Raw genomic sequence first — 25,886 nt, 5'->3', positions numbered from 1 at the left:
CACGGAAGTCTACGTCGAAAGGGTAGTCCCACCCGGCCATTGGTGTTCCTTCGTCAGTTGTGCCGTACGAGCATTGTAGTTGCGAAATTGCCGACATGGGATTCATTTTGTTGCGCATCGTGGAGCGCAGCGGACTCGGCACGTCAAGGTGTGCTCATCCGCGTGCCCCGCCTCTGGGCCGTCTGTGGGCCGTACGAGGGTGACCGGGGACGACCGACAGCACCCACTTCTGACAGGTGTGGGCCGCTCTCGCCCTGGAGCATCGCTGCCCTGTGGGACACTGGCAGACGTTATGCCTGCACCTGGAGAGCTTGAAGACGACGGCGGCAAGAGTGCCTGGCTTGAGTCGAAGCGTCTCCTTGTCAGCCCTCAGCGTCACATCGACGCTCTGCGGTGCCTCTTGGCCAACGAGGACGATCCGCTCCTGATGCACGACTACGACCTCATCAGTGACCCTCAGACGGTCGCCATCGTGCGGGCTCAGCAGCGCGCGGCGGGGCAACGTCGCCGCAGGCTCAAGCGCGTAGCCGCGCAACGTCGCTTCAAGCGCTGATGCCCACAGCCGCTTGTCCGCACGTTCAGCGCACCAGATGCGCACCAGAACGCGCGGTCAGACAGGGTCATTGACGGTCACTTGTGAGCCGTCACGCAAGGCCACTGCGGGCCGTTTTTGCAGGTCAGCGGCCTAAGAGGATGTCTCATGTGGTGAGTCTCGCGAGCTTCTTGTAGCAGGTCAGGGCGGCTGCGAGGCCGAGGAAGGCGAGGAAGTGTTGGCCCTTGCGTTCGTACCGGACGGTGAGGCGGCGGTAGCCGAAGAGCCAGCTGATCGTCCGCTCGATCCGCCAGCGGTGTCGGCCGAGTCGCTCGCCGGACTCGATGCCGGGGCGGGCGATCCGCGCGGCGATGCACCGGCTGCGGAGCCATCGGCGGTGTCCGGCGGAGTGGTACGCCTTGTCGGCCCGGAGCTTGTCGGGTCTGCGGCGGCGCGGTCCGCGGCGAGACCGTATCGGCGGTATGCCACGGACGAGGGGCCTGAGCGCGTGAGTGTCGTGGACGTTCGCGCCGGAGACTCCCAGGGCCAGAGGCAGGCCCTGTGCGTCGGACAGGACGTGCAGTTTGCTGCCCTTCTTGCCCCGGTCGACCGGATTCGGCCCGGTCAGCGATCCCCTTTTTTGGCCCGCACGTTCGCGGCGTCCACGATGGCCGAGGTCCAGTCGATCTCCCCGCGCGCTCCGAGCTCATCCAGGACCGCCCGGTGCAGCCGCCGCCAGACCCCGGCCCTCGTCCAGCCCGTGAACCGCCGGTGGGCAGTCGCCGGCGAGACACCGAACGTATCGGGCAGCATCCGCCACGCACACCCGCTGGTCAGCACGTACACCACCGCCGCGAACGCCTGCCTCTCATCGACCGGAGCCGTGCCCCCGCCCTGCTTCCGCGGAGGGAACTCCGGCAGCAAAGGCTCCACCAGAACCCACAGACCATCAGGGACAAGACGAGACGAGAGATCACGAGCCACGGACGGCATCATGCCGACACCACTCAGGCCGCGTGAGACAGCCTCGAGTCCATCCCTGGCGCCTCCGCCCCGCGGTGTTCACCACCCGCCACATCTCCGTAGAGCGTCCCTGTCTCCATGAGACGGCGCCCGCATCGGAAGCATCGAAACCTCTGGGCGGCCGCTTCGTTGGTACTCCATGATCAGCCGGGTTGCCGGCCGGAACATCAAGGAGGCCTCATGCGCATCGCAGCTGTAGTCGCCGTGACAGCGGCCCTCGTTCTCCCCCTCGCTTCTCCTGCATCCGCCGCAGTTCCCCCCGAGGACGGCACTGTCCTGCTCAAGGACTCCTTCACCGAGAAGTGCCTGGACTCTGACAGCGGCGGCAAGGTGTACACCAACGATTGCCACACCGACAACGGCTACCAGAAGTGGCAGTGGATCCCCCGCGGCACGGGCAAGGTGATCCTCCGCAACATCGCCACGGACCGCTGTCTCGACAGCGGTGGCGAGAGCGTCTACACCAGCACCTGCACGGTGAACAACCAGCACCTGCAGTGGCTGTACCGAGAGCACACCAGCGGCAATCTGGAACTGAAGAACGTCGCTACCGGCCGGTGCCTGCTGGCCGACATCCACTCAGATGTCAAGACCGTCTCGTGCGACGACATCAACTACGACTGGGGCCCGACGGTGGTACCGGAGTAACGCTGGCACGGACCTCCGCCCAGCCGGTTCTGGGGCCGACTCAGGGCCGTACAGTCTAGCGGGGTGATCTGCGTCAGGTGCTGTGGACGAACTCCCCAGCGGCGCAGTCCTTGGCGTACTGCGCCGCTCCAATCAGGTGGTAAGAGCCGGGGCGCAGGGGGCTTACCTGCCACAAGAAGCTCGCGAAGCCCACCACGTGAGACATCCCCTAACTCCCTGCGTAAGCACCGTGATTCCCAAGCTCAGGTTGTAGGCCGCTCCCATTCCTGCGCCGACGGCCGGTCAGTAAGGATGCCGGTGCCGAGGAGCATGGCAAGGAGCTGAGCGGTTTCGGGGCGGATTGGGCCGAGGCGGATGATGCCTTCGCCGTGGATGTTGACGTCGGCGTGGAGGGCGGGGAAGTCGTGGGCCAGGCCGAGGGCTTGGAGGGCTTCGGCGAGGAGTTCGGCGGCGCGCTTGCTCTCGGACCAGCCGCGGACGTAGGGGATGCCGGGGTGGAGGTCGGTGGCGAGTTGGGCGCAGACGCCCTTGGGGTCGGTCATCCGGGGTTCTCTTCCTGGTCGGCCGGTTTCGGCAGGTGGTCGAGGGCCAGGCGCAAGAGTCGGGCCAGGCGTTCTGCGGTTTCGGGGGAGATGCGGCCCAGTTCGATGAGGCCATGGCCGAAGGCGTTGAGGTCTGCGCGGAGGTAGGGGAACTCCCGTTCCATGCCGGCGAGGGTCAGCACGTCCCGGAGGGCCGCCACCGCGTCGCGGGCCGCGTGCCACTCGGCGTTCCGGGTCGGGGACCAGTGGGCCGCGTCGGGCGGGAGGTCACCCCTGCCGTGCATCGGAGGCCCCGGGGAGCGGCAAGGGGTTGTCCTTGGGGTACTGCTCGCTGTGGCGGTCAACCCTGGCGATGAGTTCCGCGGTGGCGACGAGCATGGCAGCCAGCGCCGCCGTGCGGGCCGGTGAGGTCTCCGGGCGCCGGGACGGGGCGAAGAGCCAAGTGTAGCGGTCGCCGTTGAGCGGGAACGGGCCGGGGACGACGACGTGCGAGCCCTCGGAGAGGTAGCGGTAGCCGATGGCTTCGGCCGCGGCATCGGACAGCATGTCCTCGAACCGCACTTCCGAGCCGGGAGGCAGGAAGAAGCCCACCTGCTTCGCCGCCCAGTCCACCATGGCAGGCCCCATGGGCAGGAAGTTCCGCCGGAGCTGGTCATAGGTCTCGATGCCGAGCCGCTGGTTGACCACGACGACGTCGAAGTGTCCGCCGGTAGGCAGGGTGTACGGCCGCCGCGGGTTGTCCAGCCATACCGACCGGCATTCCTCCGGGCTGCTCGCTGCCTCGGAGAGCCACTGCATGCCGCTGCGTGTCACCAACTGCATTGCTACCTGCCTCGGTTGGTCGTATCGACGTGGAGGTGCCGCCGTACAACCAAGAGTTCCGAAAGCTGCATTGAGCTGGGGAGATGACGAGGGGTGACGGGGGATGACGCGAGGCTGGTCGGCGCGTCATCCCCCGTCACCGGGAAGGGCGCCCCGGGAGTGCGGCGAATCGGTTTCCTGTGAGGAGGTAGCTGCGTAGGGTGAGGAGTGAGCGAGCGGCGCAGTGGTCGGGGGTGCAGCGACGTGGACGGGAAGCAGTTCGCCGGCGAGCGTCTGCGGGCCGCCCGCAGGGAACGCGGCTGGAGCCAGATGCGGCTGGTCAGCGAGCTGCGCCGCGTGGCCCTGCGTCACGGGCACGCCTTGCCCTCCGATGCCAGCGTGAAGCGCCGTATCGCCAGTTGGGAGAACGGGCATAGCACCCCGGATGAGTTCTACGGCCCGTTGTTGGCCGAGGTGCTGGGGAGGAGCGGGCCGGAGCTTGGCCTCAGTCATCTGACCGGGCAGGATGCGCGGCTGCTGGAGACCCACTATCCGCGCACTCCGGAAGACGCGATTGGCGGGGTGGGAGGGCTGTGGCGGGCGGACCTCAATGGCTATGAGCCGCTGTTGCGGTCGGAGCCCGTCGTTCCGGCGTGGCATGAAGCGTCGCTGCGATGGCTGGTGGCGCCGGAGCCGGGCTTTCCCGCCGGTGGCGCACGGGAGAATATGCAGGTGGGCTTGGCCGACGTGGCAGCGGTGAAGACGACGGCCGAGATGTTCGCGCAGTTGGACGACCGGTTCGGCGGCGCGCACGCCAGGCACTCGCTCATCCAGTATCTGAGCCGGGAAGTCGAGCCGCTGCTCCACGGGCAGTACACGGAGGCGGTCGGGCGTGCGCTGTTCTCGACCGTGGCGGAAGGGACGCTGCTGGCCGCGTGGATGTCCTACGACGCATGCCATCACGGCCTGGCGCAGCGGTATTTCCTGCGCGCGCTGCGGCTCGCCCAGGACGGGAACGATCGCCGGCTGGCCGGGAGCATACTCTCCGCGATGAGCCACCAGGCGACGTTTCTGGGCCACTACACCGAGGCCGCCACCCTGGCCCGCGCGGCCCGGATGGGCATTTCAGGAGTGGCCACGCCGACGATGATGGCGCAGTTCCACGCGATGGAGGCCCGCGCGCTGGCCCGGACGGGAGACGTCCGGGCGTGCGAGAAGGCGTTGGCGGAATCGACGCGAGCGCTGGAGAGCCGCAACAGCGACGACGAGCCGGAGTGGATCACGTACTTCGATGAGGCGGAGCTGGCCGCCGAGGCGGCGCACTGCTTCCGGGACGTGAATCACGCGCGGCGGGCCGTCGAGCACGCCCACAACGCGATGAGCGGTGAGCATGTGCGGAGCGACTTCTTCGCCACGATGGTGCTCGCGGATGCGCATCTGCGGGCAGGGGACGTGGAGGAGGCTTGCCGGGTGGCGCTGGACGCCATGGATCTCGGGCAGTCGCTGAAGTCGGCCCGGTGCGTCAGCTATCTGGCGGAGTTCCGGGCACGGCTGGACGAGGCGGGGGCGTCGGCGGTCAGCCGGGAGTTCCGGGAGCAGGCCGCCGGCTACCGGCTGTGGGACGAGGCCGGAGCGACGCGGACGGAATAACGGCGGTCAGAACGGCTGCCAGTCGCGGCGGCTGCCGCCGGTCCGGATGGCGTCGACACGCCGGGGAAATTCTGCGGCTGCCTTGGAACTGGTCGTGACCTGGCTGCCGAGCCAGATGGTCATCATGAGTTCCCGGACGTCTGCGAGCACGGGGTAGCCCGGCCAGTTCAGCAGCTCGAAGCCGTAGTGGTAGACGAAGGATTCGTACTCGGCGCGGGTATGCCAGCCGAAGCGGTCGTAGTAGAGCGCGGTGAGGATGAGGTCCCACTCGCGGTGCGCCAGGGCGAAGCCGTCGAGGTCGATGAGGATGGCCTGGCCGTTGCGGTGCCGGATGGCGTTGCCGACGTTGGCGTCACCGTGGATAAGGCCGAAGGGGAGGACGAAATCCAGGCGGTCGTACTCCTTGTGCAGCCGGTCGGCGCGCTCCTCCAGGAAGGCGCGGTCGGAGTCGGCTATGCCGTCGAGGCGGCGGAGAGGTTCCCACACCTTGGCGAAGGGATCGAAGTACGGCAGGCGGAGCGATTCGGGTTCTTCGAGCCAGTGGAGGTGCCGGAGGAGGTCGGCCAGTTCGTCGAGACGGGCGTACTCGGGCCGGTCCTGGGCGTTCTCCCAGAAGGTGACCACGCGGCCGTCGATGGTGGCCGGCTGCTCGATGCCGGGGACGACGCGGGTGGCAGGGAAGTTCTCCGTCTCCAGCCATCGGGCGACACCGACGGCGCGGGTCATGGGTTCCAGACTGCCGGGGTCGCGGGCAATGCGGACGATGACCGGGGCCGAGGCGAGGCGGTAGACCGCGTTGGAGCCGAGACGGAGCAGCCCGGCGCCGGAGGGGTCGAGGCCCGCCGCGCGGCAGGCGTGGACCAGGGTGCGCCCTGCGCTGTCGGAGGTGAAGGCTGCCGCCGTGTCGTGCCTGTCGCCGTCGCCCGCGCTCATGCGATCGACGCTACCGGGCGTTGGCGGCACGTGGCAGTCCGCCCACGTAATCACCACGTAATGATCTTGGGAGCGGAGGCCGAGCGGCCCCTTTCCGTGGCTGGTCAGGGACGTACGGCGATCGGGGCGCATCTGGGCTCCGGAGCCGTGTGCGCAGGTTCGAATCCTGCCGGGGGCACCCCAGTTCAGGCACCTAAAAGGCCCTCTGATCAGGCAACACGTCAGATCGGAGGGTCTTCTGTCATGTGCAGCCATATGCCTGTGAATGCAGCTCTGGGACAGCCCTTGTGGGATATTCGTGGGATCGGACTTCTGAGGATTAGCGGGTCGAAAGCGACATAGTGAGGGCCCCGAGGGGGTCACCCCGGGGCCCTGAATGTGACTTACATCACTCGTATTCGCCGTATAGGTTCTCGATGAGCCGGTTCGCCACCACATGGCGGCCATGGAGGCATTTGGCGTAGCGGGCGTTGAGGACTTCGACGCTGTTGCCGGCCCTCTCGGCGACCTCGGTGGAGGGCACGCCGGCGTTGAGCCACGAGGACAGGGCCGCGTGCCGCAGGTCGTAGGGCCTGGCCGCGAGGGGGCTCTTGACCAGATCGGGTGGCAGTGCCAGCTGTCGCGCTTCGGACCACACCCGGTAGTAGGTACTGGAGCCGACCAGGCCGCCGCGCTCGTTGAAGAACAGCCGGCCGTCGTCGGCCGTGCCGAACGTCTCGATGCTCCAGTTCCATATCCGGACCAGCTGGGGTGGCAGGGGGACGACTCGCACCTCCTGCGCCGCGCGGTTCTTCAGGCCGCGGTCGTCGTGCGCTTCACCGGTCTTGGTCCATTTCTTCCCCACGGTGGGGCGGGTGCGGTGCAGCACTACCTGCCCCCAGCCCTGCAAGGGGAGGGTGCAGTCGGGTTCGGCGACGCCGACGGCTTCGGCAGGCCGCAAGCCGGCGTAGTACATCCCGGCGAACAGTCCCATCAGCCGCCGGCCGCGGGCCCGCTCGTAGCCGCCGACGTAGGAGACGGCGTTGATCAGCGACGTGGCCTGCTCGGGGTTGACCACCACCCGCGGGTCGACCTGCCGGACAGTGAGCACCGTCGGCATGGTGATCCGCCCGAGCGGGTTGTCCTCGAACTCGCCGATCTGTGTGGCGTATTTCAACGCGTTGACCAGGGTCTTGCGCTTGCGTTTTGCGGTCTCCGCGCCGGCCGCTTCCCCGTCCAGCCGCAGCGCTATCGCGTGCACGACTCCGAGCAGCACGGCCGGGTCGGCCAGTGCCGCCAGCGGTGGGGAGTTCTCCTCGATCCAGGTCAGGACCGACCGCTCCGGGGGCGGGAGTTCCCGGTCCTTGGGGCCGGGCAGCAGGAAGGCCCAGTCCCGCAGCGCCCGCTGCAGCACCTCGTCCGAGGGGCGTTCCGGGGTCTTCGGCAGTATCGCCTTCGTGATCGCCGTCAGGCCCTCGTTGATTTCGTCGCGGTAGTTCGGCGACGCATGGGGCCATTTCATCCGCAGATAGTCCAGAGCGAACTCGTACCAGGTGCGCTTCGGAGCCTCCTCCTCCAGGGAAGAAGGCAGTCCCGTGACCGTGTCGAACTGTTCGCCCGCGTCCACGGCCATGATCAGCTGGGACCTCAGCTTGTCCGCGAGCCCTTTGGTTGCGCGGGACCTGGATATCGGCCGGCCCGCGACGCTCCATCGGACCTCGAATGCTTCCTTGCCGCCCCTTCCCTTCTTCTTCCTGACGCCCCAGATCCGCACCTCGGTGGTTTTCAAGCTGCGACTTCCTCCCTCTCCGCGAGCCATGCCAGAAATTCACTGCGCCACACGCGCAGTTCTCCGTTGGGAAGCTTGAAGCAGGTCGGCCCCGTGCCCAATTCGCGCCAGCGATAGAAGGTCCGCCGAGACACTCCCTTGAGCGCCATGAGCACCTCAGGGACCGTCATCAGCTCATCCGGGGCTTCCCCGCCAGCCATCCGGCCAGCGTGGCGGCGATTTCTCGCCGACCGCGTGGACACCATTACCGTTCACCCATATCCCGAGAAAGGACAGCCAGGAGATACCGCCGGCGCGCCACACCGAGCGACTTGGCGAATTCCGCCAGAACATGCGCAGGGGGAACCGCCAGGAACACTCAGGAAGAGCCCTCATGGAAAAGGGGTGGCACTATCCGGACGTCAACTCCTTCTGACAACTCTTTGCCTTACACACAGTCACTGGTGAATCATGGCGTGAACGTCCCAGGACTGCGCTGCCCGCCCGGGTCCACCGCCAAGCAGCCCGCGCAGATACCATCCATGCTCTCGGCGATCCCCGATTTCGCTAACCGGGGATCGTGCGGTACAAAGGCGACGGCACGTCGCCCGTTCTTCTGGCCGGGTCGTTTACGTTGACATGCTTTGGTCGGGTGTTCCACTCGTTCGGGCCTTGAGCGCGTCTGCTGTCAGCGATTGGGCGCGGGCCGCGCCGCTTTATGCCCCCTGCCTGTCAGCCGTGGTGCCCGTCGTGTTCCGCCGGCGCCCGCAGAGCACCGTGGGGTCCACAGCACACGGGTACGAGCGGTCCCCCTCGTGGGCCGGCCAGGACCCCATGAAATCGAACGGTAGTGCCGTGTCGGGACGTACGGTGGTGAGTCTCTCCGAGGAATCCGGTGCACCGCGTCGCAGCCTCCGGTCGGGGGCAATGCGCCCTCGCAGGGCGGTGCACTCGCCGTCCATCCGGCCGGCCCCCTTTCCCTCCTCGGTCTGCTGTCCGCCTCACAGCCTGGTCAACAGCACCCCTGATCACCCGGTCCCCCTTGCGGAGACCTGGAAGGGGCCGAGGGTCGGCACGACGGACGCTCCCCGTTCGGGGGAGATTCCCGCTGTACCGGCTCGATCCGCGTCTCGGTGCTGCGAGACTGAGCCGGGCCACTTGGGAACGACGGGCAGGCAGGACCGCACGACAGATGACCGATACGTCAGATGACCCCTTCAGTGCGTACACCGAACAGGCTGAGTGCTTCGAGGAACTGCCGCGCGGGGATCTCGACGAATACCTGCGGCCGTTCGAGGCCGGGCTGCTGATGGCGGCCGGCCGCATGCTGGCGCTCTGCGCCTACCGCGACGCCGCCCACTACGCGGGCGGCCCGTTTGACCGCGGTGAGGAGGGAGCGGCGGCCACAGTGCTGTATCTGCTGCCCGAGGCGTGTGACGGGCAGGAGCACGACTTCCGCCGGTCAGTAGCACGGGCCTTCTGGGACCTGTCCGAGGACCTGGCAGCCGGGCGTGCCCCGCTGCCACGCTGCCAGGCCGAGACGTGGGCACTTAAGGTCATGCTGGACGCGGCGCCCCGCATGTGCGCCGCCGACGATGACGAACTCGCCGCGCTCGGCGTGCCCGTCCCCGACGGCACGACGGAAGACTCCTCCGGTGCCCCGTACGTCGACGAGGAGGCGTGGGCGTTCGTCGTCGAGGACGCGAAGTACACCATCCCCGAAGCCCGGCCTTCCGCGTCCACGGGCGAAGCGGCCGACAGCAGCGAGGAAGAGGTACCGGAACCGGAAGGCGGCTGGGAGGCGCCCGCTCACTGGTTTTCGCCCTACGGCATCACCCATCCGCGCGACCCCGGACGTGGTCATCCCTCCTGGGCCGATGCCCCGGAGCAGCAGGGCCTCCCGGAAGGCCTGCCCAGTGTCGAACGGGCTACACGCCTCCTGGCCCTGGGCGATGACTTCGACCCGTGGCAGGCGGCGCGAAGCGAGGTGCTGCGCCCCCGAGTGCGGACGCTGGCGGACACTCTGACCCCGCTGGCAGCCCGGCTGCTGACGGTGGCCGCCGACACAGTGGCCGAGAGGGGATGGCACGACCTGCTGCGCCACGGCGACCGCGTCTTCCCACGCCCCGACGACGAAGACGACGCCTGGGCACTGGAAGACTCCTTCCTCTTCCAGCTCCCCCCGCTGTGTGACGGCCAGTCCGCCGCCTGGCGTCTGGCCATGGTCCGCGCCGTCGAGGACCTCGCCGGGGACCTGCGGGCCGGCAGGGCCCCGCTGCCCACCTGCACCGCCGAGGAACTCGCCTTCCACCTGATCCTCTCCGAGGCCGAGACCGTCCTGGACTTCCTCGACCAGGGCGATGACTACGCCCGTGACCTGGGGCTGCCGGCCGGCGACCGGTTCACCGTCCGCCACCGCACCTTCGGCCTGTGGAAAGAGGTATTCCTCCAGGATGAGGATGTCTTGTTCCACTACGACCAGACCCTCGCCCACGTCGCCTCCGACCCCGACCACCCGGCAAGCCAGCAGCTCGGCACCGGAGACCTCCGCCCCCGCGCCTGGTTCGAATCCTTCGGCAACATTCGCCCCCGCCCCCTACGGCCGCTCACCGACCAGGAACGCAGCCTGCTTGCGGGCGCGGACCCCGATGTCTTCTTCGCCAGCACACCGGCCGTGGCCAAGGATCCCGTGCCGTCCGTCAAGGACAGCACGAGCACGATGCTGCCCGGCCGGCTCCGTGAGGAATTCGAGTACTTCACCGGGCTGGCCCAGCGCCGCTTCTTCGACGAGCCGTGCGCCATCGCGATGGCCGCCAGCCTGGACCGGCTGCTCACCCGCCTGTTCGACACCGACGCCGTCGTCCCCTCGAACCTCTGGCCGCTCAACCCCCGCGCCATAGCCGTCAAAGCGGGTCTGCTGATCGTCGACCCCGACTTCTGCCTCCAGGGACACACCCGCACCTGGCGGTTGAGCGCCGACCGCACCGACCGGGACGCTCGCACGTGGACGGTCGCTCTCCTGGAGGACTGCGCCAACTACATCCTGGCCAACTACGGGCGGACCGCAATGGACTTCCTGCGCCAAGGCCCGCCGACGCCCCTGGACCCCCAGCTCTACGACGACCTGCCCGCCCGCCTGAACGCACTCGCCCAGGACCTGACCGTGGCCGGCCTGCTCGATCACCGCATCCAGCACCTCGGCATGGCCCCCGCCCAGCTCGCCGAACACGCCATCCTCCCCGAACCCCTGGTTTCGGCCTGGCTCGACGGTGCCCCGGTCACACCTTCCCAGCTCCTACGCTGCGCCCCGGCCCTGCAGATGTCGGAGGATGTCCTGCTGGCCGCGCTGGACGGCAAACGGGACACCTCCTACTGGCCGCTCCCCGTTCCACCAGCAGACCAGCAGGGCCGCCCCGAGTGACAAGATCGGACGACCCGCTCGGTCAGGCCATCCCATGCTGCTCGGCCTCGTGCAGCCTCACCGGGTGCGAAGTCAGGTGAGAGGCACTTCCCGGTCCGCGCCAGCCAGCCCAGCGGGACCGGAAGAGTTCATCGACAACGGCCATTGACATAAAGGGCGCAGACCAGCCATGCCGGCAGCGCCAGGTGACTCTCACCCGACAGACGCGGCCCCACCGGAAAGTCGCTGAGTGGCCTGCCGTTCCGGACACGAGCCGGCGCGTGGTTCAGGGGTCGATGAGGCGCCGCAGGTAGGAGTGGGGGTCGGCCAGGTAGCGGCGCCAGTGGTCCACAAGCGGCAGGTCCTGCCACTCAGTGGGTGTGAAGCCATGGTCGTCCAGTTCCAGGATGCGGGCGCCGGGAAGGGCCGTCAGCAGTGGTGAGTGGGTGGCGCACACCACCTGTCCGCCGGTCTTGGCCAGGCGGTCCAACAGGGCGACCAGGCGCAGGCAGGAGCCGAAGGACAGGGCCGCTTCGGGCTCGTCCATCAGGTACAGCCCCGGCTCGTCGAACATCGCGTCCAACACGGTCAGGAAGCCCTCGCCGTGGCTTTGCTCCTCCAGGTTCTCCTCCCAGAACCCATAGGAGCCGGAGACGTTCTGGGCGAGATTGAACAGGGTCTCCGCGCGCAGGAAGAAGCCTTTACGTTTGCGGCGGGGCCCGGTGAGCAGGCGGATGCCCTCTTTGGTGAGGTCCGTGCGCAGGGCCTCGCCCAGGGGTGTGGTTTCACCGGTGCTGGCGTATCTGGTGCCGGCCTTGCCGCCCTGGGAGTTGATCTTGCAGGCGTCGGCGATGGCCACGATGAGGGTGGATTTGCCCGAGCCGTTCTCCCCGACCAGGAACGTGACCGGCCGGACGAAGCGCAGGCCCTCCGCGGCAAGCTGCCGTACCGGCGCCATGGTCAACGGCCACTCCTGGGCGGAGGGCTCCTCAATGCGGATGCGGGTGAGGAACATCAGGCCTGGAGAATCCGGTCGGCGAGGCGGTGCAGGGGCAGCACGAGGTCAGCGTAGTCCCCGCCGAGCGCACGCTGGAGCAGGTGGGCGATGACACAGGCCTGGGCATAGCGGCCTTCGGGCGAGTCCAGAACGTCGGCGAAGAGCTCGCGGACCCTCCGGGCGGTCTCAGGTACCAGGAGGCTGTGGCAGTAGAGGGTGGCTGCGCCGTATCCGGCCGGTCCCCGGCCCCAGCTTTCCCAGTCCAGCACCCACAGGCGTGGCGCGGTGAGGTTGGACCACTGCAGGTCGAAGTGCTCGGTGCGCCAACCGGGTTTGAGGTGGTCGGCCCTGGCGCCGAAGAAGACCCGCAGCTGAGGGGTGTAGCGGTCGGCGTCCTGCGTGCCGCGCTCGGTGGGCTGGCCAGCCAGCGTCTCCAGCGCCTGGCGCAGGTCCTGCCACCAGGCCTCGGACGCATCGACGGGCTCGGTGAGTTCCGCGGTGGGTGAGCAGACCGGGTCCGGCACGAAGGTCATCAGCTCGGCGCAGGTGACCACGTTCTGCTCGTGCCACTCGGCCCGGTCCAGCAGGGCCGGCTTGGGGATGCCGCTCAGGGTGGCGGCGTCCTGATTGCCCCGCCAGTCCTCGGTCTCGGCCCAGTCCTGGTGCTCACCGGTTGCCCGCAGCCACAGCTTCTCGCCATCGCGGAAGGCCGGCGCCCCGATGGTGCGCTCGCGCCAGCCGTAGACGGCCTCCTTCTCGATGTCCGTCGGCAGGGTGACGCCCAGGCGTTCCGCGCCTTCGGCGAGGATGCGGTGCAGATAGCGAACCTGGCTGTTGGGGCTGGTCACGGTGTGTCGGTGCTCCGCCTTATCGCGTGGGACGGCACTTGTTCGGCCGGCAGTTGCGTTCCGGTGCGCACGCCTGGTCCTTCGGCGCGCACGGACCACAGCTGAACCCGGGCGCGCAACGCCCCGAAGGCTGGCAGTTGCCCTGGGGCACACACGCCAGGCTGCAGTTCGGCCCGCACTGAGGATTACACATGCCGGCACGCAGGGCCGCTGCGCCGCGAACTCGGCCGCCAAGTCACGCTTCCCAGCGGCGTCAAGCGGGCGAAGACGCACGGCCACACCCACCCGTCCGGGGAGACCGCGAGAACCCCCTGTGCACAGTTGCCGCACAGCTGCACGGTGGACGGTGCGCTGCCGCAGCTACCCCGCCGACCGCCGCAGCCGGTTCGTGGCAATCCAGGACACGCCCAGCGGCTTGTGGTGCGGGCTTACCTCCGTCATAGCTCCGGAGCAGCCGTCGGCTGCCCGGGGGGCGGTGGGGCGGGCCAGGCCCAACCATCAGGTCCGCGCGTCGCGCCTGGTCCCGATGGGCAGATGCACCCGGTACGGCACATGGCTGCCGTCTACGGCGGAAAATCCCGGCGGATCCCGACGCAGCTCGGTAGGCTCCTGGCACGTCACAGTCAGCCTCTCTGACGTTACTGACCGGCATGTCAGCGGCCGGCGGCGCGGTCAACGCGCTTGGGCTGGGCCAGTGCCGCAACTGGTGCCGGCCAGCAGCGACCCGTCTCGCCGAAGGCCATAGGGGCGCCGCGAAGCACCTCCGCCCAGTCACTTGATTGGAGAGACCGTGCCTGAATTCGCCACGACGCCTCAGCTTCCGGGCCCGCCGCCTCCGGGCTTCCGGTATCTCGACTTTCTTGGCGGCTCAAGCCACCTCGTCCCCGAGGACACGTGCCGGGGTTGCTTCATGAACAGTCGGGAGCCGGAGCTGCCCAGCATCCTCAGCCCGGTCTTCGACGACGGCATCATCACCGTCCGGCAGGACGCCGAGTGGGCTGTGCCGGGGTTCATGGTCGTCGGTGTCCGTCCGCATATCGGTGCGCTGGACGAGATGGAACTGGCCCTGGTGGAGCGGATCGGACGGGTGACTCACTCCGTGCGGCGGGCGATGCGGGAACGGCTGGGTCTGACTGCGGTGCAGATGTACCAGGAGGAGAAGCTTGAACGGCCGCACTTCCACCTGTGGATGCTGCCGTTGTGGCCGGATGTCATGGCCAGGCACAGTATCAACCCGAGGATTTACGAATCGAACATCCTGCGGTACCTCACCTTGTTCGATTTCGAATCCAGCAAGGCAGCAATCCACAGGTGCGCTGATGAGGTGCGCGACTTCCTCAACGGCATCCCCAACCTGCACGGCGGCAAAACAGCCTGAGGAAGCTGCCTCGCCCTCCGACGGCGGGATGCCCCTCCTCGGTGCTGCCTTACCGGACCCGATCGTCCCAGCCGGTCCTCTCCGAGTGGACTGTGCGAATCGGAAGGAGGCCAAGGATGCGCATTGCACACGTGGCGCCGTTATGGGAGAGCGTTCCTCCCAGAGGCTACGGAGCCATCGAGACACTGGTTGCCGAGCTCTCTGCGGTGCAGGTCCTCGACGGGCATGACGTTACGGTCTTCGCCTCGGGTGACTCCAAGGTTGCCGGCAACCTTCACAGCGCCGGCGCCCCGGCCCTGCACGAGGCCCCAGGCATCGCAGAACCTGAGATCTACCGCATGCTGCAGCTGCTGGACGTACGCGACCGGGCGGACGAGTTCGATGTCATCCACTCTCACGTGCACGCCAACACCGGCTGCTTGGCAATCCCCGCCCTGTATGGCCTGCGCTCGCCCGTGCTGCACACCGTGCACTGCTACTTCAACGAGGACAACACTCGGCTCTTCCGCCGCTTCGCCACCGAACGGTACGTGGCCATCAGCGACAGCCAGCGTTCCCGGCTGCCGGAACTCAACTTTCTCGGCACGATCCATCACGGTATTGCGGTGGAAGCGTTCCCCTTCGCGGCGGAGCCGGTCGGGGCGAATCCGTACCTGGTCTTCCTCGGCCGGATCAGGCCCGAGAAGGGCGTACACATCGCCATCGAGGCGGCTCGCCTGGCCGGGCTTCCCTTGAAGATCGCCGGCCGGATCAAGCACAGTGACCGAACCTACTTCGAGCATGAGGTCCAGCCGCACCTGGACGGAAAGCGGGTGTCGTTCCTGGGAGAGCTCGACTTCCCCCGCAAGACGTCTCTGCTCGCGGGGGCGGTCGGCACGCTCATCACCTCACGCATCCCGGAGCCGTTCGGTCTCGTTGCGATCGAGTCGATGGCGTGCGGCACGCCAGTGGTGTCCCTGCGCACCGGAGCCGCCGCCGAACTCGTGAACGACGGTGTCACCGGCTACCTGGCCGACAGCATCGAGGAGCTGGCCGCTGGTATCCGCCGCTTACCGATGATTGATCGCGCCTCGTGTCGGCAGCACGTCGCCGCCAGATTCTCCATCCGTCGCATGACAGACGGCTACGAACGCACCTATCGGACGTTGACTCGAAGCTGACCTGCGGTATCACCACCGATCTTCCGCATCGAACAACCTTTGGGGGCACCATGCGCAGCGTCATCCTCAGCGCGGGAAAGAGCTGCTTCGTCGCCTGCCCAGGCTGCTACAACTACTTCGGCCGCACAGTCAGCGACACCTCTGTGGTGACGGGCTTCGTGGCCGGCTTGTGCGACAGGTTTGCGCTGAAAAAGATCACCGTTGGCGGCGGCGATCCGCTGACCCGGCCGGACATCATCCCGCTGCTCAAGGGATTACGCGGTCTGGGTCTCCGGATCTCCCTGGACACCGTGGGCACCGCTTTCCTTGGGCCGGCGGCGATCCGCTTCATGGGAGAAGGCATGGCCGCCCACGTCCCGGCCGAGGACGTGGTGTCCGTTGCCGACGTGATCGGCATACCACTCGACGGCAGCACCGATGAGGTGCAGCAGCGGTTCCGCCGGCAGGCGACCGTCCACTCACAGCTGAAAATCCTCTCACTCCTGGACAAGGCCAGAGCCCGGCTGTGCGTCAACACGGTGGTGCACGCCGGCAACACCGAGGACACCTCCGCAATCGCCAGACTGCTCCACGGATACTCCGGCATCTGCGAGTGGCAGCTCTTCCAGTTCATGCCCATGGGGCCACTGGGGCACCGGAACCGAGACGAGTTCGCCATCCCCGAGAGCACCTTCGAGCACGCCGTCCAGCGCGCTCAAGCGGATGCGCCCCGGCACGTCCGGGTGGTCGCCAAAAGCGTCAGCAGCCGCAAACATCGCTACGTCCTCATTGATTCCGCCGGACTCGTGTGGATACCCGATCAGTCGCAGGGCACCGGTTGGCAGATTGAGGACACCAATGACCGGCGTCGGAGGATCGGGAGCATCAGCGATCCGGACATCCACGATCGCCTGGCCGCCCTGGACAAGACCCACACGGTGGTCCCGGCGTGACCCCCGCCGAGCTGCTTGTCATCGTGGCCCACCCCGATGACGAGAGCCTGCACTGCGGCGGGCTGCTGCACCAGGCCGCCTCCCGCGGAGGTGTCACGGTCACGGTGACGCTGACACGCGGCGGCGCCGGCAGGACCCTCGGCATGTGCAAGGAGGAGGAACTGCCGGCCGTGCGTGAAGCGGAACTGCGCCGCGCCGCAGCGGTCCTCGATGTGGCGTGCGCCGAAGTACACGATCTGCCCGACGGGCACCTGGCGGACCACGAAGCCGAGGGGGCCGCACTCGTGCTGGACGCGCTGCGCCGCTGGACTCCTCTCCGTGTGGTGGCGTTCCCACCCAACGGGATGAACGGCCACCCGGACCACCGCGCCGCCCATTTCCTCACGCGGCTCGCGCTCGGCCGCTACGACGGCAGTCCGCAGGTGCTGCTGATGACAAGCACGACGCCGTACACCGAACCCGATCGGCCCGGATTCCTGGAACCGGCGCAGGTGGAAGCCATGCGGTTGCCCGCGACCTTGCGGATGGCGGTGGGTGCCAGCCTGGAGGCGAAGCTGCGCGCGATGGGGCACTACGAGACCCAGGCGCGCAGCGTCGCAAAGGTCCTGCGCTGCTACCCGGAAAAACTCCTCACCGAAGCCTTCCACCAGGTGGCCGGCTGACGGGCCGGCCGTCTCAGGCCGCGCCGGTCAGCTGCTTGCGGAACTGCTCAGCCGCCTCCGCGACCGGCACGGTCTGGGTCTCACCGGTGGCTCTTGTGGTGATTTCCAGCGTGTTCTCAGCCAGGCCGCGGGCGCCGACCGTGATCCGGTAGGGGATGCCGATCAGCTCGGCGTCACGGAACTTCACACCGGGCCGTTCGTCGCGGTCGTCCAGGAGCACATCGAGCCCCTCATCGGCAAGCTGGCGGTAAAGCGTCTCGGCGGCTTCGGCCACCTTGGCGTCCTTGGTGCCCAGGACGACGATAGCCACCGTGAACGGCGCAACCGCGACCGGCCAGACGATGCCTTTCTCATCGTGATGGGTCTCCACCACGGCGGCAAGCGCCCGCTCCACGCCGATGCCATAGCTTCCCATGATCGGGACGACACGGTCACCGGCAGGTCCGAGCACGGACACACCCAGGGCTTCGGTGTATTTGCGGCCCAGCTTGAAGATGTGGCCCACCTCGATGGTGCGCACGACATCAAGCGGGGCGCCGCACTGGGGACATGCCTCACCAGCGGTGACCTCGCGCAGGTCCGCCCACCGCTGTACGGCGATGTCCCGCTCGACGGATACGCCCCGCAGGTGGACACCGTCGGAGTTCGCCCCGGTGACCATGCTGGTGCGACCGCGCAGAGCCTCGTCCGCGCACACAGGCACATCGCTGACCCCGACCGCACCCAGGCTGCCAGGAGAGGCACCGAGGGCAGACTGGATCTCCTCGGCGGTCGCCGGCCGGACCGTCTGCGCGGCAAGGGTGTCGATGAGCTTCTGTTCGACAAGGTTGTGGTCGCCCCGGAGCAGGACAAGAGTCAGCTCGCCGTCGACGACGTACACGAGAGTCTTGATCTGCGACACGGCCGGTACATCGTGCCGGCGGGACAACTCCTCGATGGTGCGCGCGTCCGGGGTGTCGAACCTCTCCGGGACAACGAGCGCCGGGCTGTCCGCCACGGCGGGCAGGGCAGATGTCGCCTTCTCCGTGTTGGCCGCGTAGTCGCAGCTCCGGCAGCGGACCACCAGGTCCTCCCCTGCCTGCGACGGGCTCATGAACTCGACCGACGCGCTGCCGCCCATGCTGCCGCTGGAGGCCTGTACCGCGATGGCGGGCAGACCAAGTCGGGAGAAGATCCGCTGATAGGCGGCCTTGTGCAGGTCGAAGGACCGATCCAGGCCCTCGCTCGCGACATCGAAGCTGTAGGAGTCCTTCATCGTGAACTCGCGCACCCGCAGCAGGCCGCTCTTCGGGCGGGCCTCATCGCGGAACTTCGTCTGGAACTGGTACCACATCTGCGGCAAGTCCCGGTAGGACCGCAGTTCCTGCGACAGAACGGTGAAGATCTCCTCATGGGTCATGCCGAGCGCCAGCTCGGCGCCCTTGCGGTCCTTCAGACGGAACATCTCCTCGCCCATCACCTCCCAACGGCCGCTGCGCTGCCAGATCTCGGCCGGGTGGAGTGCGGGAAGCAGGAACTCCTGCACACCGATCGCGGTCATCTCCTCCCTGATGACGTCCACGATCTTGCTGCGGACACGCACAGCCAGCGGCAGCAGGGTGAAGTGGCCGGCCATGAGCTGCCGGACGAACCCTCCTCTCACCAGCAAGCGGTGACTCACCGCCTCGGCATCCGCCGGGTCATCCCGGAGAGTGGGAACGTACAGCTGTGACCAGCGCATGGGACCGAAGACCGTCCTCTCGGTGAAGCCGCGGAGTGTCGCAGCGCGGTCACTTCGACCCTCGCCACGAGAGCCGCATTCTAGTGGCGTAACCCACCCCCACTCACAACGTTGCGCCATGCCCCAGCCACCCCCGCCCCACGAGCTCAAGACACGGAACAGCGGTACATTGACGCAGTCCTCGGACCACCCACCCAGCAGCGACCACTTCGTCCAAGCGATCCGCGACTACTACGACGCCCTCGCCGAGAAGGAGGCCGACCGCCTCAGCGCCACCATCGCCGGCAGGGTGTCCTTCGAAGTGCACCGGCGCTTCCTTGTCAACTACCTCAAGAAGGGGCAGCGCATCCTTGAGGTCGGAGCGGGACCCGGCCGGTTCACCACCGTACTGGCCGAGCATGGTGCCCGCGTTGTGGTCACCGATATCTCACCGGTCCAACTGCGCCTGAACGAGGTCAACGTCACAGCGGCCAGCGCCCAGCACGCTGTGGAACGCCGCCAGATTCTCGACGTCCGCGACACCCGCCGATACCCCGACGCCTCATTCGATATGGTCCTGGCCTACGGAGGCCCACTCTCCTACACCTTCGGCCAGGAACACCGAGCCCTCACCGGCCTGCTCCGGATCCTGAAGCCCGGTGGAGTCCTCATCGCCTCGGTGATGTCACTGTGGGGAAGCTGGCGAGCCCGCCTGCCCCAAGCCACCCAACTCGCTCGCCGTCACGGCACCGATGTGACAGACGCCGTCATCCACACCGGCGACCTGCGCCACGTCCCAGGCATGGCCCACGTCTGCAAGATGTTCACCTGGGAAGAGCTCACCACCCTCGTCACCGCCTGCGGCGGCGTAGTCCTCGACGGATCCGCCAGCAACTGGACAAGCCTGGAAGATCCCAAAATCTTGGCCACCATCGAAGGTTCGCCCCACCTGTGGTCCAAGTTCCTCACCTACGAAATGATCGCTTGCTCCAGCCTCGGCGCGCGCGACGGCGGCACCCACATCCTTCTTGCAGCCCAGCGCGAGTCTGCCGGTGATCTCTAACCAGGCAAACACAGCACCGGACACCGCACCGCCCCCTCTGCGTGCCGACCAGGCCGCAGGTGTTCACCCGGCCCGGCCAACCGCACGTGCGCTCTCGCGAGGTGGGCGGGGAGCACACCGAATGGCATGGCCTTTCCGCCCCATCCCCCACACCACAGATGCCAGCGAAACCATCCAGAAGCCTACAAATCCCCATGTCAATCGACCGTGCCAGTGGTTTCCGCTTGGTTCGACCGGAATGGCCTGTCCCTGCCTGTGGGGAAGCCCGTTGCCATCACCGACCCGAAGAGGATCAGGCACAGGCCCCCGAGAGCAGTCATCGTGGGGTTGGTCCCCAGCGGCATGTCATAGAGGAGCGCGAAGCAGGGGGCGAGGTAGGCCGCAACGTTCGCCCGTACGGTGCCGATACGCCTGATCAGTGCGTAGAAGAGCACCAGAGTGCCTCCCGTGGCCACAGTGCCCAGAACGACCAGCCAGACCACCGCAGCGGTTCCGGGCATAGGCACCGGGTTTGCGATGAGCCATGGCGCCAGGAGGAGCGTGGTCAGGGTCATGGCCGTTGCCGCTACGGCTACCGGTGGGACCCCGGGCAGTGCCCTCTGGATGTAGAGCGCTCCGCCGGCATAGCCTGCAGCGGAAAGGACGAGGAGGACGCCGCCCAGGAGAGCGTGCGGGGAATGGCTGGTTCCCAAGTCCTGCAGAAAGAGAAGCACGGTCCCGGCCGCGCCAATGCCGATACCGGCGACTGCGCTCGAGGGCAGGCGGCGCTCGACGGTGGCGGTGAAGGCCAGTGCCCACATGGGTTGTGTGCCCAGCAGGATGCCGGCCAGTCCGGCGGAAACGTACTGCTGGCCGATGGTGAGCAAGATGATCGGGACTGTCAGTTGGATGAGCGTTGCCGTGAACAGTCGGCCTCGGTAGCGGCCTAGGTGGGTACGCAGCGCGGCCGTGCGGATGGCCAGCGGCAGGAGCATCGCTGCCGCCAGCGCCGTGCGGGCAACAACGACGACCAGCACCGGCAGTTCCTGAAGGACGAAGGAAGCAAGGGGGAAGACAGCCCCCCACAGCGCGCCGAGTGTGATCAGCAGGGCCGCGTCCCGGCAGGTCACCGGCGGCTTCCGGACGCGAGGCGCTCATTGAGGTCTCGGACGGCTCGGGTTCGCGCATAGGGTTTGAGTTTCGCGATGACGTCCTTGACTCGTCCGAGGTTCCGGGGGGAGGCGGTGCGCAGGGCTACGTCGTAGGCGCGGGCGGCCCATCGCGCTGCTTCCTCGATATCTCGGTGGGCGATATGGACGCTGGCGTAGGCGGCACTGATCTCGGCCGTTCCACGGACCAGTTGGCTGGACCAACTTCCGAGGCTCTCGTCCAAGGCGGTGCGGGCTCCCCTCCAGTGGGAGGGGTTGTGGGAGGCCAGGTGTATCAACGCATAGCCGGTCCACTTGTGCAGATGTGCAGCATCGTAGAAGCGGATGCAGGCAGGGGGTTCGCTGTCCCAGGGAGTCTCGAGCAGTTCTGCTGCTCGGTCGATGTCGCGGCGGCACGCCACATCGTCACCGAGGGATGCGTGGGCGAAGGCGCGGGTGAGTGCGAGCCACGATCGGATCGCAGGGTGCACCCTGTCCTTTGCGGCCAGTTCGGCTGTGTCGGCGAAGGTGAGAGCCTCGTTGGGCAGCCCGCACTCGTTCAGGATTCTGGCCATGCGGCTCAACAGATAGGCGTACATACCGATGTCGCCCGCCTCCGCCGAGGCTTCAGCAGCCTGGCGGTAGCACAGGGCGGCCTCGCCATACTGGGCCTGGTCGGTGTGGAGCCAGGCCATGAGGGAGCCGGAGTCGGCGACCAGGGACGACAGCATGCCGCGTTCAAAGACGTCGGCACCCCGTTGCCAGGACACGAGTTGCCGATGATGTTCCTGTGCCTGTCGGAAGACGCTCGCCGAGCCGAGCATGTTGTCCAGCTGGCGGTAGTGGTTCGTCATCTGGGCCCGCAAGCGGACGGCGTCTTCGCTGATCGGCGGTTCCGTCCACGCTCCGGTGTCGACGGCAAGCAGGCCGAGGGCCGACATTCCCCCGGCGGAGATGAACTCCCTTCGGCGCATCAGTAGGTCCCATCGCTCGAAGAACCGCTGGAGCGCGTTCCCTTCCCACGCTGGGTGCCTGCGCTGTCCACCCGGGCTGGAAGCCGGATGAACCACCACGCTCCTCGCGGAGGATGTGTTGTCCGCATCCGCAGGTGACGCGGAGTTCTCGGCTTGGACTCGGCGCCACAGCCGGATCAGAGCTCCACCGGCGCTGAGCACTTCGTCGAGGCGGGCGACGATCGCGTCCGGGCAACGCCGTTGCGCTTTTTCGATCTTGCCGATGAGGTCACCGCTGACCTGGGCCATCTCCCCAAGGCGGTCTTGGGTCAGGCCACGCTGGACGCGCCAGTTCCGCAACTCCACGCCGAACCAAGCCTCCAGGGACGCGGAGTCGTCCAAAGGCTTCGGCCGCTGGGGCACGACAACTCCTTACGACTGCGATGCGGACAGCGGGCGGACGCCGAGGTCTGTCCACATCGGGTGTGACATTCGCATCAAGTAAGGGCACGGGCTGAAGGGTTCCTACCCACACAGGGCTCGGCTGACCGTCCTGTGACACCAGCGGCGCGCAGAAAGGAACGCACGAGCCGACAAGGCCGCATGCGCCACTCCTTTCGGTCGCATGCCTCCGGCCATGGGTGGTCGAAGCCACAGTTCTCAGTGCTTGCTACGGGCGCTGAGGTCGCCTACGACGGCCCGGACGAAACTGCGCCATGACTTGGTGGACACAGAGATGCGCTGTCGAGGGCTTTTCGAGTCGCGCACTGCCCTCTGCCCCATGCCCAGGGTTGCCACTTCCACGCAGTCAGCGTTCGGTGCGCCACTGTAGCTGCTCTTGAACCAGTTAGGCTCGGTCACGTTCGGTTCCTTGAAGTGCTCGCATGTGCTTCTTGCCAGCCTCGGCGATCAGGGTCGCCGAGGTGTCGGGATCAAGTGCTTCCGCACTCAGATAGTCAAATGCCGTGGCACACAGTTCACGCTCCTCAGGCTTCTCCAGGTAAAGCCCACCACTGAAGCTTTCGGTGTAGATGACATCCAACGCCGGATCTTCTCCGCCCAGAATCATGAAGTTGCTGTGGGCCGCTGTGTGGGCACCACTGTCGAAGGGCAGTACCTGCATGGTGATCCTGGGGCTCGCAGCCAGGTCCAGCAGGTGGCCGAGTTGTCTGGCCATGGTCCGCGCGCCGCCGACTGTCCTTCTGAGCACTGACTCATCCAGGACGACGTGAAAACTCGGGGGTTCGGGACCGCTCAGAATCTTCTGCCGCTCCATACGCAGTTCTAGTAGTTCTTCCGCATTGGCCGGCAGTTGCGCGACGGGGAGTTGCCGAATACCGAAGGCGTATTCCCTTGTCTGAAGCAGACCCGGCACAAAGACGGGGGAGAACTGGCGGATACGGGTTGCCTCATTTTCCAGAGCAATCAGCATTCCAAAGGTGCTGCGGTCACCACCGGTGAGAGGAACCCACCACCCATCGGTGTTCTTGGAATTCTTGGCCAGCTCCACGAGTGCGTCGCGCTCCTCCACAGAGACGCCGTAGACGACGCAGAGCTGATACACCTGGTTCCATCGAACAGGTCCCATGGACGACTCATAGCGACTGACGGTCGCCTTGCTCATTCCGGCACGGTGACCTGCCTCTTCAGCCGTCAGCCCGGAGCGCTCGCGCAACTCGCGCAGTCGGAACCCGAGCTGGCGACGTCGCGTAGTGGGTCCTGTGCCCATGCTTGCCTCCTTACGAGCGATGCGACGCTGACGTCAGGAAGCTACATGGCGGCGTGGACGTGCGACGCATCACGGCCCGATGACGGGCCGCCCATGCGGACAGTTTCCCAGTGAGCGTTCCACAGCCGATGGCTCACTGCCATACTCCCAACGCATCAACACCCAGGGCGCTTACGCCCCCACGCCCAGTCACTGTCCGCATGGTTACCGCCTCCAGGGGAGCTGCATTGTCCGGCACACCGCAGCACACCACCGGCTCCGCCGGCCAGCAAGAACAGCAGCCTCCAAACGGCAGGACACGCTGCGGTCGGAGACTGCAAGTCGAGCGCCGGATGGCTCCACCGCTCTGGCACCAGTTGGAGACCCGCTTCGATGCCCGGCCGAATGCGGTCTCGGACGTCCGTCGGACCGTTCGCGAGTGCATGACTCGCTGGGGGCTCACCGAGCTCGAGGAGGATGCCGTGCTCGTCAGCAGCGAGCTTGCGGCGAACGCGGTCATGCACGGGGCAGGGGCATCGTTGATCTTCAGCCTCAAACACACACGCGAAGGGCTTCGGATCGAAGTCAGTGACGGCTCGCGCTCCCGTCCGAAGCTGCGAAGCACCAGTCCGGAAGACGAACACGGCCGCGGACTGCAACTGGTTAATACGCTCGCCTCAAGGTGGGGAGTCGCTCCCCTGCCCGACGGAAAGGCCACGTGGTGCCTCCTCCAGCGGCCCTCCCATGAACCCGATGGGTGAGTGTCCTCAGGCGTCGACTTGTGCCTACCCAATCCGACGTGTGCCCAAGGTGCCGCGCGAGACCAGACATCGCTGCCGTGCGCCCAGGCCGTGGACAACCGTTCCCCCGCCAACTTGAGGACGCGCTCATGACCTCGGCTCTCCTTCATGGCCTGCTGCTAGCGCTGAAGGCTGCCGTACTCCGCAGATGCGACTTGACCATTACCAAGGGTGGGAACACGACGGCCCCAAGTAATGGCCATAGGGCTGCTCATCGGCACGGGCCAGGCAGGGATTCATCTGCTGACATTCATCCTCTACTCAGTCTCGGACATGACTTCAGGAGAGCGAGAAGCAGATGGCTGACTGTCACCATGCCTGCCCCAGCACTGGGAGCCCATGGGGTCATGGCCCGCCGGACGTCTCCCGCATCAGCCCGGTCGGTCGTCGCGTGGGCTGCGGAAGAACTCCTCGCAAAACAGATTCCGCTGCCGACGGGCTGGTCAGCGCTGGTGTGCGGGTGTCCAGTAGTCGGTGAGCATTTCGGCCGGCCAGGTGGGCTGGTGGATCGGGCCGCGGGGGCCCATGTGCTCGAAGTAGGGGGCGAGGTCGATGACCGGGGTGCCGTCGACGGCATCGAGGTCGGTGACGTGCAGGTCGCGGCCTTCTGCGCGCAGAAGGCGGGGGAAGCTGACCGCGAGCTGGTTGGGGCGGCGGTGGTTGCGGTGCACGAAGGTGCCGGTGGCCGGCCAGCGCGGGTTGCCTCGCGGGCTGCGGGCGTGCAGGGCCACGTCATCGGGCGAGGCGCGGTGGAAGTGCCAGACGACCACGAGGTGGCTGAACTCCTCGATGCCCTGGAGGGTCTCCAGCGGGTAGGAGGCGTCAAGGCGGATGACGGATTCCACGCCGCCCTGGAAGTCGTCGGCCGGTTCCATGTGGCCGCCGATCACGGTGGCGATGGCCTGGAGCTGGAGGGTCTCGGGCACCTGCGTCTCCTTCTGCCGCTGCGGGTCGTGGGGTTGCTGCTCCTGGTGGTGCCACGTGGGGCGGCCGGGTCAGCCTACGCGGGCGAGGACTTCCCGGGCGCGGGCGTCCAGGTCGGTCACGGCGCTGATGCCCCGTCCGCGGAAGGGGGTGAGCGTGCGGCGCATGTGGATGACGGTGTCCCTGGCGCGGCCGGACTGGACGCCGTCCATGGCCTCCAGGGCGCGGGTCCAGGTGGTGCAGGCGGCTTCGAGGGCGCCTTGCCGGGCCTGGAGGGCGCCGAGGTATCCCAGGGTCACCGCGTGGGTGCGGGTGAATTCCTGGGTGCGGCGGGTGCGCACGCTGCGGCGGAATTCGCG

The 25,886-nt window shown here is 67.3% G+C and carries 25 protein-coding genes and 1 pseudogene; 10 read left to right on the top strand and 16 right to left on the bottom strand.

Features of this window, described 5'->3' with window-relative positions:
• Nucleotides 1–400: 400 nt before the first annotated feature.
• Complete coding sequence (locus tag BM242_RS29755; protein WP_175541618.1) at nt 401–553, top strand: hypothetical protein; 153 nt, start codon at nt 401–403, stop codon at nt 551–553.
• 145 nt (nt 554–698) lie between these two features.
• On the opposite strand, the gene BM242_RS27830 is transcribed toward BM242_RS29755, so the two are convergent.
• Nucleotides 699–1,525, bottom strand: a protein-coding gene (locus BM242_RS27830) for an IS5 family transposase (RefSeq protein ID WP_425443942.1) whose coding sequence is annotated in 2 segments (ribosomal slippage) — nt 699–1,168 and nt 1,168–1,525 — 828 coding nt in all. Because the reading frame shifts where the segments join, the coding sequence is not laid out codon by codon here.
• A gap of 234 nt (nt 1,526–1,759) precedes the next feature.
• On the opposite strand from BM242_RS27830, the gene BM242_RS27825 reads away from it, so the two are divergent.
• On the top strand, nt 1,760–2,203 hold the full coding sequence (locus BM242_RS27825; protein ID WP_175541617.1) for an RICIN domain-containing protein: 444 nt from the start codon (nt 1,760–1,762) through the stop codon (nt 2,201–2,203).
• 242 nt (nt 2,204–2,445) lie between these two features.
• Here the strand turns inward: BM242_RS27825 and BM242_RS27820 are convergent, their stop codons facing one another.
• From BM242_RS27820 to BM242_RS27810, 3 genes are read right to left on the bottom strand one after another with little or no spacing between them, the layout of a single operon-like run.
• Nucleotides 2,446–2,745, bottom strand: a complete 300-nt coding sequence (locus BM242_RS27820; RefSeq protein WP_093841722.1) for a hypothetical protein — start codon at nt 2,743–2,745, stop codon at nt 2,446–2,448.
• On the bottom strand, nt 2,742–3,029 hold the full coding sequence (locus BM242_RS27815) for a hypothetical protein (protein ID WP_093841721.1): 288 nt from the start codon (nt 3,027–3,029) through the stop codon (nt 2,742–2,744). Before BM242_RS27815 ends, BM242_RS27820 begins: the two co-directional genes overlap by 4 nt.
• A complete protein-coding gene (locus tag BM242_RS27810) occupies nt 3,013–3,567 on the bottom strand; it encodes a bifunctional DNA primase/polymerase (RefSeq protein WP_093841720.1) in 555 nt (184 codons plus the stop codon). The genes BM242_RS27815 and BM242_RS27810 overlap by 17 nt, the downstream gene beginning before the upstream one ends.
• Nucleotides 3,568–3,810: 243 nt before the next feature.
• Between BM242_RS27810 and BM242_RS27805 the strand changes: the two genes are divergently transcribed.
• Nucleotides 3,811–5,196, top strand: a complete 1,386-nt coding sequence (locus BM242_RS27805) for an NsdA family TPR-like regulatory protein (protein ID WP_093841733.1) — start codon at nt 3,811–3,813, stop codon at nt 5,194–5,196.
• Between the two features lie 6 nt (nt 5,197–5,202).
• On the opposite strand, the gene BM242_RS27800 is transcribed toward BM242_RS27805, so the two are convergent.
• From BM242_RS27800 to BM242_RS27790, 3 genes are all read right to left on the bottom strand, one after another.
• Entirely contained in the window at nt 5,203–6,129 is a 927-nt protein-coding gene (locus BM242_RS27800) for a phosphotransferase family protein (RefSeq protein WP_093841719.1), read from the bottom strand.
• Nucleotides 6,130–6,517: 388 nt separating this feature from the next.
• Nucleotides 6,518–7,897 (bottom strand): tyrosine-type recombinase/integrase, encoded by a 1,380-nt coding sequence (locus BM242_RS27795; protein WP_093841718.1) that lies wholly within the window; start codon nt 7,895–7,897, stop codon nt 6,518–6,520.
• Complete coding sequence (locus BM242_RS27790; protein ID WP_217652606.1) at nt 7,894–8,067, bottom strand: helix-turn-helix transcriptional regulator; 174 nt, start codon at nt 8,065–8,067, stop codon at nt 7,894–7,896. The genes BM242_RS27795 and BM242_RS27790 overlap by 4 nt, the downstream gene beginning before the upstream one ends.
• A 1,001-nt stretch (nt 8,068–9,068) precedes the next feature.
• Here BM242_RS27790 and BM242_RS29750 point away from each other — a divergent pair.
• Nucleotides 9,069–11,297 (top strand): hypothetical protein, encoded by a 2,229-nt coding sequence (locus tag BM242_RS29750; protein ID WP_175541615.1) that lies wholly within the window; start codon nt 9,069–9,071, stop codon nt 11,295–11,297.
• Nucleotides 11,298–11,562: 265 nt separating this feature from the next.
• On the opposite strand, the gene BM242_RS27780 is transcribed toward BM242_RS29750, so the two are convergent.
• Nucleotides 11,563–12,291: an AAA family ATPase gene (locus BM242_RS27780; RefSeq protein ID WP_093841717.1), complete on the bottom strand. Its 729-nt coding sequence runs from the start codon at nt 12,289–12,291 to the stop codon at nt 11,563–11,565.
• The gene (locus BM242_RS27775; RefSeq protein ID WP_093841716.1) at nt 12,291–13,121 is read right to left on the bottom strand and encodes a hypothetical protein; all 831 of its coding nucleotides are present in this window, start codon (nt 13,119–13,121) and stop codon (nt 12,291–12,293) included. Before BM242_RS27775 ends, BM242_RS27780 begins: the two co-directional genes overlap by 1 nt.
• A 790-nt stretch (nt 13,122–13,911) precedes the next feature.
• Here BM242_RS27775 and BM242_RS27770 point away from each other — a divergent pair.
• The 4 genes from BM242_RS27770 to BM242_RS27755 all read left to right on the top strand — a co-directional run bounded on the left by BM242_RS27770 (nt 13,912) and on the right by BM242_RS27755 (nt 17,253).
• Nucleotides 13,912–14,499 carry a hypothetical protein gene (locus BM242_RS27770; RefSeq protein ID WP_139238482.1) on the top strand — a complete coding sequence of 196 codons (588 nt, stop codon included), beginning with the start codon at nt 13,912–13,914 and terminating at the stop codon, nt 14,497–14,499.
• Between the two features lie 116 nt (nt 14,500–14,615).
• Complete coding sequence (locus BM242_RS27765) at nt 14,616–15,659, top strand: glycosyltransferase family 4 protein (protein ID WP_093841714.1); 1,044 nt, start codon at nt 14,616–14,618, stop codon at nt 15,657–15,659.
• 50 nt (nt 15,660–15,709) lie between these two features.
• Nucleotides 15,710–16,591 (top strand): radical SAM protein, encoded by an 882-nt coding sequence (locus BM242_RS27760; RefSeq protein WP_093841713.1) that lies wholly within the window; start codon nt 15,710–15,712, stop codon nt 16,589–16,591.
• Nucleotides 16,588–17,253, top strand: coding sequence for a PIG-L deacetylase family protein (locus BM242_RS27755; RefSeq protein WP_093841712.1), 666 nt, complete (start codon nt 16,588–16,590; stop codon nt 17,251–17,253). Before BM242_RS27760 ends, BM242_RS27755 begins: the two co-directional genes overlap by 4 nt.
• Nucleotides 17,254–17,266: 13 nt before the next feature.
• Here BM242_RS27755 and BM242_RS27750 read toward each other — a convergent pair whose 3' ends face one another.
• Nucleotides 17,267–18,973, bottom strand: coding sequence for a proline--tRNA ligase (locus BM242_RS27750; protein WP_093841711.1), 1,707 nt, complete (start codon nt 18,971–18,973; stop codon nt 17,267–17,269).
• A 118-nt stretch (nt 18,974–19,091) separates the two neighbouring features.
• Here BM242_RS27750 and BM242_RS27745 point away from each other — a divergent pair, with 118 nt between their 5' ends.
• The gene (locus tag BM242_RS27745; RefSeq protein WP_093841710.1) at nt 19,092–20,015 is read left to right on the top strand and encodes a class I SAM-dependent methyltransferase; all 924 of its coding nucleotides are present in this window, start codon (nt 19,092–19,094) and stop codon (nt 20,013–20,015) included.
• Nucleotides 20,016–20,212: 197 nt separating this feature from the next.
• Here the strand turns inward: BM242_RS27745 and BM242_RS27740 are convergent, their stop codons facing one another.
• The 4 genes from BM242_RS27740 to BM242_RS27725 form a co-directional block, all read right to left on the bottom strand.
• Nucleotides 20,213–21,124, bottom strand: coding sequence for a DMT family transporter (locus BM242_RS27740; protein ID WP_093841709.1), 912 nt, complete (start codon nt 21,122–21,124; stop codon nt 20,213–20,215).
• On the bottom strand, nt 21,121–22,518 hold the full coding sequence (locus BM242_RS27735) for a helix-turn-helix domain-containing protein (protein ID WP_093841708.1): 1,398 nt from the start codon (nt 22,516–22,518) through the stop codon (nt 21,121–21,123). The genes BM242_RS27740 and BM242_RS27735 overlap by 4 nt, the downstream gene beginning before the upstream one ends.
• Before the next feature lie 237 nt (nt 22,519–22,755).
• Entirely contained in the window at nt 22,756–22,956 is a 201-nt protein-coding gene (locus tag BM242_RS27730) for a DUF397 domain-containing protein (protein ID WP_093841707.1), read from the bottom strand.
• Nucleotides 22,943–23,824: a helix-turn-helix domain-containing protein gene (locus BM242_RS27725; RefSeq protein WP_093841706.1), complete on the bottom strand. Its 882-nt coding sequence runs from the start codon at nt 23,822–23,824 to the stop codon at nt 22,943–22,945. The genes BM242_RS27730 and BM242_RS27725 overlap by 14 nt, the downstream gene beginning before the upstream one ends.
• 128 nt (nt 23,825–23,952) lie before the next feature.
• On the opposite strand from BM242_RS27725, the gene BM242_RS31255 reads away from it, so the two are divergent.
• A complete protein-coding gene (locus BM242_RS31255) occupies nt 23,953–24,564 on the top strand; it encodes an ATP-binding protein (protein WP_093841705.1) in 612 nt (203 codons plus the stop codon).
• Nucleotides 24,565–25,046: 482 nt separating this feature from the next.
• On the opposite strand, the gene BM242_RS27715 is transcribed toward BM242_RS31255, so the two are convergent.
• Nucleotides 25,047–25,478, bottom strand: a complete 432-nt coding sequence (locus BM242_RS27715) for an SAM-dependent methyltransferase (RefSeq protein WP_093841731.1) — start codon at nt 25,476–25,478, stop codon at nt 25,047–25,049.
• 120 nt (nt 25,479–25,598) lie between these two features.
• Nucleotides 25,599–25,886 (bottom strand): annotated as a pseudogene (locus tag BM242_RS27710) (Tat pathway signal protein); the annotation flags it as partial.

Origin of the sequence: Streptomyces aidingensis (assembly GCF_900112355.1) — a bacterium.
GTDB lineage: Bacteria > Actinomycetota > Actinomycetes > Streptomycetales > Streptomycetaceae > Streptomyces > Streptomyces aidingensis.
Note: the sequence above shows the minus strand (reverse complement) of the source record. Positions and strands in the feature narration are given on the sequence as shown.

Excerpts from the sequence above, each read along its gene's own strand:
- BM242_RS27760 (WP_093841713.1), top strand. The coding sequence starts at position 15,710 with ATGCGCAGCGTCATCCTCAGCGCGGGAAAGAGCTGCTTCGTCGCCTGC.
- BM242_RS27725 (WP_093841706.1), bottom strand. The coding sequence starts at position 23,824 with ATGGGCACAGGACCCACTACGCGACGTCGCCAGCTCGGGTTCCGACTG.
- BM242_RS27790 (WP_217652606.1), bottom strand. The coding sequence starts at position 8,067 with ATGACGGTCCCTGAGGTGCTCATGGCGCTCAAGGGAGTGTCTCGGCGG.
- BM242_RS27800 (WP_093841719.1), bottom strand. The coding sequence starts at position 6,129 with ATGAGCGCGGGCGACGGCGACAGGCACGACACGGCGGCAGCCTTCACC.
- BM242_RS27815 (WP_093841721.1), bottom strand. The coding sequence starts at position 3,029 with ATGCACGGCAGGGGTGACCTCCCGCCCGACGCGGCCCACTGGTCCCCG.
- BM242_RS27715 (WP_093841731.1), bottom strand. The coding sequence starts at position 25,478 with ATGGAACCGGCCGACGACTTCCAGGGCGGCGTGGAATCCGTCATCCGC.
- BM242_RS27745 (WP_093841710.1), top strand. The coding sequence starts at position 19,092 with ATGCCCCAGCCACCCCCGCCCCACGAGCTCAAGACACGGAACAGCGGT.
- BM242_RS27820 (WP_093841722.1), bottom strand. The coding sequence starts at position 2,745 with ATGACCGACCCCAAGGGCGTCTGCGCCCAACTCGCCACCGACCTCCAC.
- BM242_RS27780 (WP_093841717.1), bottom strand. The coding sequence starts at position 12,291 with ATGTTCCTCACCCGCATCCGCATTGAGGAGCCCTCCGCCCAGGAGTGG.
- BM242_RS31255 (WP_093841705.1), top strand. The coding sequence starts at position 23,953 with ATGGCTCACTGCCATACTCCCAACGCATCAACACCCAGGGCGCTTACG.
- BM242_RS27765 (WP_093841714.1), top strand. The coding sequence starts at position 14,616 with ATGCGCATTGCACACGTGGCGCCGTTATGGGAGAGCGTTCCTCCCAGA.
- BM242_RS27810 (WP_093841720.1), bottom strand. The coding sequence starts at position 3,567 with ATGCAGTTGGTGACACGCAGCGGCATGCAGTGGCTCTCCGAGGCAGCG.
- BM242_RS29750 (WP_175541615.1), top strand. The coding sequence starts at position 9,069 with ATGACCGATACGTCAGATGACCCCTTCAGTGCGTACACCGAACAGGCT.
- BM242_RS27750 (WP_093841711.1), bottom strand. The coding sequence starts at position 18,973 with ATGCGCTGGTCACAGCTGTACGTTCCCACTCTCCGGGATGACCCGGCG.